Origin of the sequence: Ereboglobus sp. PH5-10, from assembly GCF_029504735.1 — a bacterium.
In the GTDB taxonomy this organism is placed as follows: Bacteria; Verrucomicrobiota; Verrucomicrobiia; order Opitutales; family Opitutaceae; genus Ereboglobus.
The window spans coordinates 43,580-56,323 of the sequence record NZ_JAQFIP010000004.1; the positions used below are offsets into that span (position 1 = coordinate 43,580).

The 12,744-nt window shown below is 66.1% G+C and carries 7 protein-coding genes and 1 tRNA gene; 5 read left to right on the forward strand and 3 right to left on the reverse strand.

Annotation, left to right across the window (positions count from 1 at the left end):
• Positions 1–3 precede the first annotated feature (3 nt).
• Genes M2447_RS04595 through M2447_RS04610 form a run of 4 tightly spaced genes read left to right on the forward strand, consistent with a single transcriptional unit; the run spans position 4 to position 8,809 of the window.
• Positions 4–2,385, forward strand: coding sequence for a DUF5682 family protein (locus tag M2447_RS04595; protein ID WP_277557592.1), 2,382 nt, complete (start codon positions 4–6; stop codon positions 2,383–2,385).
• Positions 2,382–3,536, forward strand: a complete 1,155-nt coding sequence (locus M2447_RS04600; RefSeq protein WP_277557594.1) for a VWA domain-containing protein — start codon at positions 2,382–2,384, stop codon at positions 3,534–3,536. Before M2447_RS04595 ends, M2447_RS04600 begins: the two co-directional genes overlap by 4 nt.
• Positions 3,537–3,586: 50 nt before the next feature.
• Positions 3,587–5,623, forward strand: a complete 2,037-nt coding sequence (locus M2447_RS04605; RefSeq protein ID WP_277557595.1) for a hypothetical protein — start codon at positions 3,587–3,589, stop codon at positions 5,621–5,623.
• A gap of 30 nt (positions 5,624–5,653) precedes the next feature.
• The gene (locus M2447_RS04610; protein WP_277557597.1) at positions 5,654–8,809 is read left to right on the forward strand and encodes a WGR and DUF4132 domain-containing protein; all 3,156 of its coding nucleotides are present in this window, start codon (positions 5,654–5,656) and stop codon (positions 8,807–8,809) included.
• A 327-nt stretch (positions 8,810–9,136) separates the two neighbouring features.
• On the opposite strand, the gene M2447_RS04615 is transcribed toward M2447_RS04610, so the two are convergent.
• A tRNA-Ala gene (locus M2447_RS04615) sits at positions 9,137–9,212 on the reverse strand.
• A 172-nt stretch (positions 9,213–9,384) separates the two neighbouring features.
• On the opposite strand from M2447_RS04615, the gene M2447_RS04620 reads away from it, so the two are divergent.
• Positions 9,385–11,022, forward strand: coding sequence for a CTP synthase (locus M2447_RS04620; RefSeq protein ID WP_277557599.1), 1,638 nt, complete (start codon positions 9,385–9,387; stop codon positions 11,020–11,022).
• A 146-nt stretch (positions 11,023–11,168) separates the two neighbouring features.
• On the opposite strand, the gene ilvC is transcribed toward M2447_RS04620, so the two are convergent.
• Both ilvC and ilvN read right to left on the reverse strand, forming a co-directional pair.
• The gene (ilvC, locus tag M2447_RS04625) at positions 11,169–12,194 is read right to left on the reverse strand and encodes a ketol-acid reductoisomerase (protein ID WP_277557600.1); all 1,026 of its coding nucleotides are present in this window, start codon (positions 12,192–12,194) and stop codon (positions 11,169–11,171) included.
• A gap of 54 nt (positions 12,195–12,248) precedes the next feature.
• Positions 12,249–12,719, reverse strand: a complete 471-nt coding sequence (ilvN, locus tag M2447_RS04630; protein WP_108825125.1) for an acetolactate synthase small subunit — start codon at positions 12,717–12,719, stop codon at positions 12,249–12,251.
• Positions 12,720–12,744: the final 25 nt, after the last annotated feature.

A 12,744-nucleotide genomic window follows, 5' to 3' on the forward strand; every position in this document is an offset into this window, starting at 1 on the left:
CCGATGCGGGAAACCAAGGCATTTCCTTACGCCGACGCCGATCCGCGACTCTGGTCGTGCGACGGGCCGGTTGTGTTTTTTCCGGTGCGGCATCACAGCCCCGCGTGCGCGCGCTTTGTCGGCGAACTCGTTCGCCGGCTCCGTCCCGCCGCCGTTCTCATCGAGGGCCCGTCCGATTTTAATCCGCGCCTGGGCGAACTGCTCGCGCCGCACACGCTGCCGATCGCGATCTACAGCTACTTCACCGACGCCGGGCAAAACCGGCGCGGCGCGTTTTATCCGTTTTGCGAATTCTCCCCCGAGTGGGTTGCGCTCCGCGCCGCCGCCGCGCTCAAAATCCCCGCCGAGTTCATCGACCTGCCGTGGAGCGAAACCGCCGCGCTCGATCGCGCCGCCAACCGTTACGCCGACGGCGCGCTCGGCCGCTCCTCCTACACCGCGCAACTCTGCCGCAGCCTCGGTGTGGACGACTGGGACACGCTTTGGGACACGCTCTTCGAAATCGACCCCGCGCTTTCGCCGGGCGAGTTTTTGCGCCGCTGCCACGCGTTCTGCCGCAACGCCCGCCTCGCCGACGGCGGCGCGAGCGCCGCCGACCTCGCGCGCGAGGCGTTCATGCTCTCGCGCATCTGCGCCGCGCTCGCGCGCCATCCGCGCGGCCCCGTGCTCGTCGTCACCGGCGGCTTCCACAGCTCCGCGCTCTTCGACGGCCTGTATTCGGAAAACGAATACAATGAAAACGCCGCCAGCCCGCCCGACGGTGCCATCGCGCCTGAACGGCAACCGCGCCCGCCCGACGGCGGGCACGGCATCGCGCTCACGCCGTATTCCTACGAGCGCCTCGATTCTCTCACCGGCTACGAGGCCGGCCTCGTTAATCCCGGCTTCTATCACCGTGTCTGGCTGGATCATTCGCCGGGCGCGCACGCCGCGCTCCTCGCCGCCGCCGCGCAGTCGCTCCGCGCGCGCGGGCAAACCGCGAGCACCGCCGACCTCGTCGCGGTCGAGACCACCGCCGCCGCGCTCGCCACGCTGCGCGGCCACGCAATCGTCTGGCGCACGGACCTCGTTGACGCGCTCACGGGCGCGCTTGTGAAGGAGGAAATCGCCACGGCGGCGCGCGGCTCCGGCGCGGCGCGGCATCCGTTTCTCGACGCGCTGCACGCCGTGTTTCGCGGCGACGCGCGCGGACGCCTCGCGCCCGGCACGCCGCTTCCGCCGCTCGTCGCCGACATCGCCGCCGCGCTCCGCGCGCACGACATCGAGCCGCCCTCCCAGGAACGCCGCCTCGAACTCGCGCTCGACAAGCCCGCCGACATCGCCCGCTCGCACACGCTGCACCGCCTGCGCATCCTCGAAATCCCCGGCTTCGCGCGCACGGACGGCACCGACTTTACCGGGCGCGACGACCTCTCGCGTCTCTGGGAAACGTGGGCGCTTCGCTGGACGCCCGACTTCGACGCCGCGTGCATCGAGCGCTCGCTTTACGGCGCCGCGCTGCCGGACGCCGCCGGCGCGCGCCTTGTTGAAAACGCCGCGAGGATCGAGCGCGATGCCGATGCCGCCGCGCGCCTCCTGCTCGACGCCGCGCTCGCCGGCTGGCACGCCGGTTTTGCGCGACTGCGCGCGCGTGTGATCGAGCTGCTTCGCGCCGACGCCTCCTTCGTGAGCGTGGCGCGCGCGCTCGGCCACCTGTATTATCTTTATCGTTACAACGATTCCGTCGCCACGGCCGCAGCCGCCGCGCGCGATGAAATCGCCGCGCTGCTCACCGAGTCCCACGCGCGCGCCATCTGGCTCCTCGAGGCGCAGGCGCCCGCGGCCGACGAAGCCGCGATCAAGGGTCTGCGCGCGTTGCTCGCCGCCGTCCACACCGCCGGCAAAACGCTCGCGTGGGACACCGCCGGGCTTGTCGCCACGCTGCGCCGCCTCTGCGCGACATCATCGCATCCGCCGCTCCTGCGCGGCGGCGCGGCGGGCGCGCTCTGGTCGCTTGGCGAGACGGGCCTCGCCGATATCCTGGGCCAAATCCCCTCCGCGCCCGACAAACTCGGTGATTTCCTGCAAGGCGTCTTCGCGCTCGCTCGCGAGGAGTCGCAACGCCACCCCGACCTGCTCCTTGCGATTGACCGCCACCTGCTCGCCTACGACACGGAAATGTTTCTCGCCGCGCTGCCCGCGCTCCGCCTCGCCTTCACCTATTTCACGCCCCGCGAAAAAGACCACCTCGCCCGCCGCCTCCTCGAGGCGACCGGCGCGACCGCCGCCGCGCCGCTCCCGGCGCTCGCCGTTTCCCCCGCCGCCGCGGCCCGCGCGCTCGCCTTCGAATCCCGCCTCCAACAAGAACTGGCCCGCCACGGCCTCCGCGCTCCCCTCGTCAAATGAGTAATGTTTCCCCGCCATCTTCCGATGAACAAACCCGCGCGCGCCAGACGCGCTGGCGGCTTGTGCTTGGCGACGGCGTCGAATCCACGCTTGGCGGGCTTTCCGGCGAGGACGCCGAGCGCGATGCCGCGCTCGCCTACCTCTACAACCGCGAATACTCCCCCGGGCGCAACGTCCGCGGCGGCCATCCCGCCGGCGATCTCGGCGAATCGCGGCTCACCGTGCCCGAGTGGATCAACCACGTTCACCGCCTCTTTCCGCAAAAGACAATCGAGCGAATCGAGCGCGACGCGCTGGAGCGTTACCAGCTTCAGGAAATGGTCACCAACCCCGACCTGCTCGCCCGCGCGCAGCCCAGCCAGACGCTCCTCAAGGCCGTGCTCCACACCAAGCACCTCATGAACGAGCAAGTGCTCGCGCTCGCCCGCGACCTCGTGCGCCGCGTCGTCGCGCAGCTCATGGAAAAACTCGCCTCCGAGGTGCGCCAGCCCTTCAGCGGCGCGCTCGACCGCCGCCGCCGCTCGCTCGTCAGGGTTGCCAAAAATTTCGACATCCGCACCACGCTCCGCCGCAACCTCAAGCACTGGCGGCCCGACGAAAAACGCCTCGTCCTCCAAACGCCGCACTTCTACTCGCGCGTGCGCCGCCAGACCGACCGCTGGCAGCTCGTCATCCTCGTCGATGAATCCGGCTCCATGCTCGACAGCGTCATCCACGCCGCGATCACCGCCGCCTGCTTCTGGAATCTCCGCGCGCTGCGCACGCACCTCGTGCTCTTCGACACCGCCGTCGTCGATGTCACGGAGCACTGCGTCGATCCCGTCGAGACGCTCATGAAAGTGCAGCTCGGCGGCGGCACCGACATCGGCCGGGCGCTCAACTACGCGCATTCGCTCATCGACAATCCGCGCCGCGCCATCGTGCTGCTCGTCACCGACTTCTTCGAGGGCGCGCCCGTCGGGCGCCTCTACGCCGAGGCGCGCCGCATCATCGGCGGCGGCTCCACGCTCCTGGGCCTTGCCGCGCTCGACCCCGACGCGCGCCCGCGTTACGACGAGCACGTCGCGCGCCAGCTCGCGCAACTCGGCGCGCACGTCGGCGCCATGACCCCCGGCGAGCTCGCCGAATGGATCGCCCAAAAAGTCGGCTGAGCAACACCGACCCAACAAAAACATTTTCCCAAATTTCAAAAACGAAACCCATGCGCGCCGACCTTCTCGCACTCAACGACGACGATCTCGCCTCGCTCGCGAACCGAGGCCTCGCCCGGCGCGCGCGCCAGGAGGCCGAATCGTCCGCGCTCGCGTGCGAGTTTGGGGAGACGCCCGCGGGCGACATCACCGCGCGCTGGTCGGACGGCCCCGAATGCCGCCTGCCCGCCGGCGCGCGCCTCACCGACGCGCGCTGCACCTGCCCCTCGACAACGCTCTGCCGGCACGTCCTGCGCACCGTCATCCGTTACCAGCTTTCGCAAACCCCCGCGCCGGCGCCCAAGGGCGAAAACACGTCCGTGTCCGCGAATGCCGAATGGTCGCCCGCCGAAATCACCGACGCGCAACTCGACGCGTTTTTTTCGCCCGCCGAGCTCGCGCGCTGGCGGCGCGACTTCGAAGCCGGCCACGTCATCCAAGTCTGGACGGGCGCGAAGCCGCGCGCGCACCTGCACACGCTTGGCTGCACGGTTAATTTTCTCGTGCCGCGCGATCCCCGCTACGCCGTGTGCGATTGCGCCGCCACCGCGCCCTGCGGCCACGCGCTGCTCTCCATTTGGGCCGCGCGCAAAATGCCCGCCGGGCAAACCGCGGCGCTCGTCTCCACCGCGCCGGAAATTTCCGCCGCGCCCGATGACGCCGCGCTCTCCGTGCTCGGCCAGATCGAGGCGGAACTCGCCGCTTTCGCCGCCACCGGGCTCGCCCGCTCCTCGCCGCTCCAGGCCGACACCTGGCGCCGCCTTTCCACGCTCGCGCGCGACGCCGCGCTCGTCTGGCCCGCCGACGCGCTGCACGACATCGCGGAACTCCACACCGCCTACCTCGCGCGCGACGCCCGCTTCGCGCCGCGCGATTTTCTCGCGCTCGCCGCCGAGCTTCTCCAGCGCGCCAACGCCATCCGCTCGGGCGTGTCGCCGGTGCCGCCGCTTTTCATTCGCGGCACGCCGCGCGACCGCGAGACGGAAATCGCCTCCGCGCGCCTGATCGGCCTCGGCTGCGCCGCTCGCACCTGGAAAACGGGAACGGAAATTTCCGCCTACCTCCAGGATGCCGACACCGGCACCACGCTCGCCATCACGCGCGCCTTCGCGCACGAGCCGGGCGGGACGCCGAAAAGTTTTGCCGCGCTCGCCCGCACCTTCGCGCTCAAGGGCGCCACGCTCGCCGCCATCGGGCGCGGCCAGCTTCTCGTCAAGGGCGGGCGCCGCTCGCCCTCCGGCCGCTTCATCGCCGGCCGCGCGCCGGTGAGCGTGACGCCGCAGGCCTGCGCGTGGGAGACGCTCCGCGCGCCGCTGCTCGTTTCCAGTTTCGCCGCGCTGCGCGAGCAACTCCGCGCCGAGCCGCCCGCCGCGCTCGGTCCGCGCCGCGTCGCCGCGCGCCTCGCCGTGTGCCCCGTCGCGGGCGCGGGCGAGGTCGTATTTTCCGTCGCGTCGCAGGAAATCCGCGCGCGCCTCGCCGACGCCGAGGGCGGCACGGCGGTCCTCGCGCACCCCTGCGTGACGCGCGCCTCCGCCGGCAACGAGTCGCTTCTCGCCGCGTTGCGCGCCACGCCCGGCAACGTGCGTTTTGTATGCGCGCAGGCCCGGCTTGAGGGCGCGGAGCTCGTGCTCGCGCCGCTGAGCGTCGTTTTTGAAAACGCCTCCGGGCGCACCTGCATCCAGCCGTGGGTTGACGACGCGCCGCCGCAAAGCGGCCCGGACAACCGGCCCGCGACCGCCGAAAAACTTCCCGCGTCGTTGTCAACCGCCGCAACCTCCGCCGACGCGCTGCACGATTACATCGACGAATTGCAGGAGCACCTCGCCGAGACGTGGCTGCTCGGCCCGTCCGCGACCGCCGCCGAAAGCGCGCGCCTCGCCGCGCTCGGGCGCTCGCTCGGCCTGGACGCGCTCGTGCCGGACGCGAACGGTTTTGCCAAAAACACCGGCGCGCTGCTCGCGCTCACCGTCGCCGCCGATTTTGCGTTTCGCGAATACGCGGCGCTGGAAAATTTCCGGATTCTTCCACCGCCTTTTACATCGCATTAACGCGCCGAAATCCGTTGCCTCGTGCGCATCATGACCACCCGCACGTTTGAATTCTCCGACGGTTCCTCCAACAAATTCTGGACAATCACACTCGACGGCAAGGCGCACACCGTGAACTACGGACGCATCGGCACGGCGGGCCAGACGCAGACAAAGGAGTTCGCCTCCGACTCCGACGCGCAAAAGTCGTTCGACAAGCTCGTCGCCGAAAAAACGAAAAAGGGTTACGTCGAAAAAACCGCCGGCGCGCCCCTGGCGCCCGTTGCTCCCGTTGCGAAAAAAGAAAAACCCGCGCCCGTCGCGGTCGCGAAGAAGGAGGCGGTTCCCGCGCAACCGGCCGCCGCGCCGGCTGCCGCACCCGAACCGGCGCCGGCGTTTTCCACCAACGCCGCGTTGCGCCGCGAGATCGACCTTGATGCCGCCGATTGGGCGGCCGTGCCGGAGGATTTTCCGCTGCCCGACGGCGCGGTTCGCGTGCTGTCCGCCGCGCTCACACCGCCGCCGCCCGCGAAGCCGTTTGACCTGGAGGATTGCCTGAAGCGACTCGCGACCAAGGTGCGCGCGCGCTCATACGGCTGGGAGTGGGATTTTACCGCCGCGCTGCCCGACACGCAGCTTTCGCGCGAGGAGGCGGAGTTCTGGTGCTCGGTCATGCTCGCGCCGCGCAAACGCGATGAGAAACCCGCCGAGCACGCCGAAAAAATCCGAAAGGAAAACACCGTGTTCACCGGAAAGGCGCCGGCGGCGCTCGATACAAAAAACAATTATGTGCCGGCCGAGTTTGTCCGTTGCCTCGCGGTTTTGCTGACGCCCGCCGAGTTGATCGAATACATGTTCCGCCCGGTTGTGGGACGCGGCTTTGGTTTTCAAATGACGCGCATGCGCGTTTACCGCGACGGGTTTCGCAAATACGTTTTCCCGTGGCTGACCGCCGCGGAGCGCGCCGCGTGGAAGGAGGCCGCCAAGGCCGCGTGGAATTCCGCCGTGTGGCCGGCTGATTTTTACGCCACTCCGCCGGCGGCGTTTATGTTCGGCGTGATGTTCGGCCTGCGTGACGAGGCGCGCGCGCTTGTCGAGGGCTGGGCGGACAACCTTTACACCGCCGACACCTCGTGGGATCACGCGCACTACCATTGCCCGCAGGAAATCGTGCTCGGCCTCGGCACGCCCGAGCTTGTCGCGTTTCACATGCGCCGCCTGAAACTGCCGCTCAACCGGCCTGTTTACATCCGCGGTTTTCTCGCGCGCACCGGGCTCACCGCGCTCGACGTCATCGCGCGCAGCATCGCCGCAATCGGCAAAAAGGAGGATGCCGAGGAATTGTTCGCCGAGTTCGCGCGCGTGCACGCGCCCGAGGCCGCGCCGCACATGCTCGACCTCGCGCACAACTCAAAAGCCCCGCGCTCCTCGCGCGAATGGCTCGACGCGCATCCCGCCGAAAGCGTGGCCGGGCTGATCCCCGTCGCCGCCGGGGGCGGCAAGGGCGCGGCGGCCGCCGTCGATTATCTCAACACGCTCAAGCGCCGCGGAGCCTCCGCGCTCATCGAGACGCAGCTCGCGCATTTCCCCGCCGACACCGTCGCACGCATCCGCGCGAGCGTGCTCGATGTCGTTGAAAAAGTTTACCCGGCGCTGCCGCCGGAAAAAATTCCCGCGTGGTGGGGCGGGGCGCTCGCCGCCGCGCCGCTTGGAAAAAACAAGAGGCCCGCGTGGGTGAAACTGCCCGACTTGACGCCGCTCATTCTCGACATCGAGGGCGGGCAATACGCGCTCGGCGAGGCGCAACTCGGCGAGGTGATCGCCGCGCTCCAGGCGAGCACGCCGGAGCAAAAACACCCGCTCGCCGTCGCGCTTCGCGAACACGCCGAGGCCGACAGCCTCGACGCGTTTGGTTGGCGGCTGTTCGAGCTCTGGCTCGGCGAGGGCGCGCCCGCAAAGGAGAAATGGGCGTTTCTCGCGCTCGGACTTCTCGGAGGCGACCGCTCCGTGCTCAAACTCGCGCCGCTCGTCCGCGTGTGGCCGGGCGAGTCGCAGCACCAGCGCGCCGTCACCGGGCTCGAAGTGCTGCGCGCAATCGGCACCGACACCGCGCTCATGCAGATAAACGGCATCGCGCAGAAGGTGAAATTCAAGGGCATCAAGGAGCGCGCCGCGCAGTGCATGGAGGCGATCGCGGAGACGCGCGGCATGTCGCGCGCGCAGTTGGAGGATCGCATCGTGCCGGATTGCGGACTCGATGAGCGCGGCTCGCGCGTGTTCGACTTCGGCCCGCGCCAGTTCCGCTTCATCCTCGGCCCGGAGATGAAACCGATGATCCGCCATGCCGACGGCACGATCAAATCCGACCTGCCAAAACCCGGCGCGAAGGACGACGCCACGCTCGCGCCCGCCGCCGTGGCCGAATGGAAGTTGTTGAAAAAACAAATCGCCGAGGTTGCGAAAATCCAGGCCGTGCGGCTGGAGCAGGCGATGGTCACCGGGCGCCGCTGGGCTCCGGGCGAATTCCTGCAACTGATCGTAAAACAACCGCTGATGATCAACCTCGCGCGCCTGCTGCTCTGGGGCGTTTACGACGCGCGGGGCAAACTCACCGGCGCGTTTCGCGTGACGGAGGACCAGACTTTCGCCGACGAGAACGACGCCGATTTCGCGCTTCCCGGCGACGCGGCGGGCGCGACCATCGGGCTCGCGCACCCACTGCAAATGTCCGGGCAAAGGCAACTCCTCGACCAGTGGGGGCAGATATTTGGCGACTACGAAATCGTGCCGCCCTTCGCGCAACTCGGACGGACGATTCACACGCTCGCGCCGGAGCACGCGCAGGGCGCGGAGATCAAGCACCTCGCCGCGCGCGGAAAACTCGTGGCGCAGACGCTTGTGTTTGGCCTGGAAAAACTCGGCTGGCAGCGCGGCATACCGCAGGACGCGGGCTGGGTGAACGAGCACACGAAGCAATTCCCCGGAGCGGACATCACGGCGGTGATCAACTACGACGAAGGGTTTTCGGTTGGCTATTGGGAAGGCGCGGGCGAGCAGACGATCGAGCGCGTGTTTTTTGTGCCCGGCCTTTACACGCCGCGCATGTATCCCGACCACAAAAACGCAATCCCGCTCGCGCAAGTTGACGCGCTCGTGCTCAGCGAAGTGCTCAACGACTGCGAGCTGTTGCTGATGAAGGCGAAGTGAGGCGGGGCGGAGGCGGTCTGCCACCGCTTCCACTTTATTTCACCTCACCAGATCGGCAGCACGTTTTGTATCAGCGCGTCGCCGATGCCGATCAGCGCGGCGCCGGCAGGCTTGAGAGTCCTTTCTGTTTTTTGTTTTTTTGGGTGGGCTCACCCACGAATTACGCGCCGAAAAATGACCCACAAATACGCACACAAACCACGTTCGTTTCCTGTCAAAACGGGCCTCAAGGGGTCGCAAAGGGGGCTCGCAAATACGCAAGGCACCGCCAATGCCGCATTAGTCACAAAAAAGCACCTCCGGACACATCCGGCGGCGGCGCACTTTTGGTGGACCCGATCAGAATCGAACTGACGACCTCCTCAATGCCATTGAGGCGCTCTGCCAACTGAGCTACGAGCCCGTAACCAAAGTGGGGCGTGAGAATCAAAGTTTCGCCGTCAAATGCAAGGACTTTTTTGCCCCATTTTTTTCTCCACGCCCCCAAGCCCCCCGCATTCGAAAAATTTCCCGCCCCTCAAACTTACTTTTTCTTGTAACGTGTCCGCCTCACCGCATATCCATTACCTTTCCCGATGAAATACATTTTTGTAACTGGTGGTGTCGTATCCTCACTTGGCAAAGGCCTCACGGCTGCTGCTCTCGGAGCGCTTCTCGAACAGCGCGGCCTCAAAGTCCGCATGCAAAAGTTCGACCCCTACCTCAACGTCGATCCGGGCACCATGAGCCCCTTCCAACACGGCGAGGTCTACGTGCTCGAGGACGGCGCCGAAACCGACCTCGACCTCGGCCACTACGAGCGCTTCACCAGCGGCAAACTCTCCCGCCTCAACAGCATGAGCTCCGGCCAGATTTACGAAAACGTAATCCAAAAGGAACGCCAGGGCGCCTACCTCGGCAACACCGTCCAGGTCATCCCGCACGTCACCAACGAAATCAAGGAGCGCATCTACCAATCCACCAAGGACGTCGATGTGCTCATCACCGAAATCGGCGGCACCACCGGCGACATCGAGGGCCTGCCCTTCGTCGAGGCGCTCCGCCAGTTCGCCCTCGAAGTGGGGCGCAACGACTGCATTTTCATCCACGTCACGCTCGTCCCCTTCCTCCAGGCCGCCGGCGAGCTCAAGACCAAGCCCACCCAGCAATCCGTCGCCAAGCTCCGCGAAATCGGCATCCAGCCGCACATCATCGCCTGCCGCTGCGAACACCCGCTCGACACCAGCCTGCGCGGAAAAATTTCCCTCTTCTGCAACGTCCCCGTCAAGGCCGTCGTCCAGTGCGCCGACGTTTCCTCGATCTACGAACTCCCCCTCGCGCTCCAAAAGGAGGGCCTCGACGACCTCGTGATCGAACTCTTCGGCCTCGCCGAAAAACACCCGCGCCCGGCCAAGAACATCTGGCAGCAAATCGTGCGCCGCATCAAAAACCCCGCCCACGAAGTCACCATCGGCGTCGTCGGCAAATACATCGAGCTTCAGGACGCCTACAAATCCGTCTACGAGTCCATCACCCACGGCGGCATCGCCAACAACTGCAAGGTCAACATCGTCCGCATCGACGCCGAGGAGCTCGACTCCAAAAACGCCCCGAAAAAACTCAAGGGCCTTGACGGCATTCTCGTGCCCGGCGGTTTCGGCGACCGCGGCACCGAGGGCAAAATCGCCGCCGCCCGCCACGCCCGCGAAAACAACATTCCCTACTACGGCCTCTGCCTCGGCCTGCAAATCGCCGTCATCGAATTCGCCCGCAACGTCCTCAAGCTCGACGATGTCAACAGCGCCGAGTTTGCGCCCGACTGCGCCAACCCCGTCATCAACCTGATGGAGGAGCAGAAAAAGGTCATCGACAAGGGCGCGACCATGCGCCTCGGCAGCTACGACTGCGCGCTCACGCCCGGCACGCTCGCCGCGAAGGCCTACAAGCAGCCCAAGGTTCGCGAACGCCACCGCCACCGCTTCGAGCTCAACAACGCCTACATCGACCGGCTCCACCGCGCCGGCATGATCGTCAGCGGCATCAACCCCCAGCGCAACCTCGTCGAAATCGTCGAGATCAAAAACCATCCCTGGTTCCTCGCGGTGCAGTTCCACCCCGAGTTTCAATCGAAGCCTAACGCCCCGCACCCGCTCTTCGCCGCCTTCATCGGAGCCGCGGTCAAACACCGCAAGGGCGCCAAACCCGCCGCGAAAAAACCCGCGCGCGGAAAGTAGGCGGCCCCACGGCAAGCCGGCACGCGGCGGAAGCCCGAGTGTTTCGACTGCGAAAAAGACGCCGCTTGCCCATGCAAAAAAACGCCGGACGCGCTTGATGCGTCCGGCGTTTTTGTTGAAACGATGCGATGCGCTCGCCTCCCGTATTAGTAGGAGGCCTGAACGCCCTTGAGGTTTTTCTTGGACATCCAGGGCATCATGCTGCGAAGGCGGGAGCCGGTCTTCTCGATGAGGTGCTTCTCACCCTTCTTGAGCAGCGCGTTGTATTTCTTGAGTCCGCCCTTGTATTCGGCGACCCACTGCTTCACGAAGGTGCCGTTCTGGATTTCCTTCAGGATCTTCTTCATCTCGGCCTTCGTCTTCGCGTTCACGACGCGGGGGCCGCGGGTGATGTCGCCGTATTTCGCGGTCTCGGAAATCGAGAAGCGCATGCCGGCGATGCCGGACTCATACATGAGGTCGCAGATGAGCTTCAGTTCGTGCAAGCACTCGAAGTAGGCCATCTCGGGCTGGTAGCCGGCCTCGACGAGCGTCTCGAATCCGGCCTGGACGAGCGCGCTGGCGCCGCCGCAGAGGACGGCTTGCTCGCCGAAAAGGTCGGTTTCGCACTCTTCCTTGAAGGTGGTCTGGAGAACACCGGCGCGCGTGGAGCCGATTCCCTTGGCCCAGGCGAGCGCGGTTTTCTTGGCTTTCCTGGACTTGTCCTGCGCAACGGCGATGAGGGCGGGCATGCCCTTCCCCTCGGTGTAAAGGCGGCGCACCATGTGGCCGGGGCCTTTCGGCGCAACCATCACGCAGTCGATCTCGGGATGCAGCTTGATGAGCTTGAAGTGGACGGCGAGGCCATGCGTGAAGATGAGCGTCTTGCCCTTCGAGAGATTCGGGAGGATGTCCTTTTCGTAAACGGCGGCCTGCTTCATGTCGGGAAGCGCGACCATGATGACGTCGGCGGTGCGAACGGCCTCGCCGGTGTCGAGCACCTTGAAACCTTGCTGCGCGGCGACGGCGCGCGACTTGCTGCCGGGATAAAGGCCGATGACGACTTTGCAACCGGAGTCCTTGAGGTTAAGCGCGTGCGCGTGGCCTTGGGAACCGTAGCCGAGAACGGCGAGGGTTTTGTTTTTGAACACGCCGAGATCGGCGTCTTTGTCGGTGTATACTTTTGCTGGCATGATGATGAAAATTAAGAATTAAGATTTATGAATTAAGATGTGATAAGAGCAGGCTCAACGCTTCAATGCGAGCATGCCGGTGCGGGCGAGCTCGATGATGCCGAAGTCCTGGATGAGGCCGAGGAACGCGGCCAGCTTGGTTTCGTCGCCGGTGATTTCTATGATGACGTCGCTGCGCCCGACGTTGACGATCTTCGCGCGGAAGATGCCGCAAATCTGGATGATCTCGGCGCGCGTCTTGCGGTCGGCCTTCACCTTGGCGATGAGCAGCTCGCGATTCACGGACTGGCCCTCCTCGAAGTCGATCACCTCGACGACGTTCACAAGTTTGCGCAGTTGCTTGATGACCATGTCGAGCGAGGATTCGTCGCCCATGAGGACGGCGGTGATGCGCGAAAGCGCGGGGTCGTGCGTGGGCGCGACGTTGAGCGTGTCGATGTTGAAACCGCGGCCGCTGAACATTCCGGCTACGCGCGCGAGAACGCCGAACTTGTTTTCAACGAGGACTGAGATCGTGTGTCGCATGAGTGTGTCGTGAACGGAGTTTGTG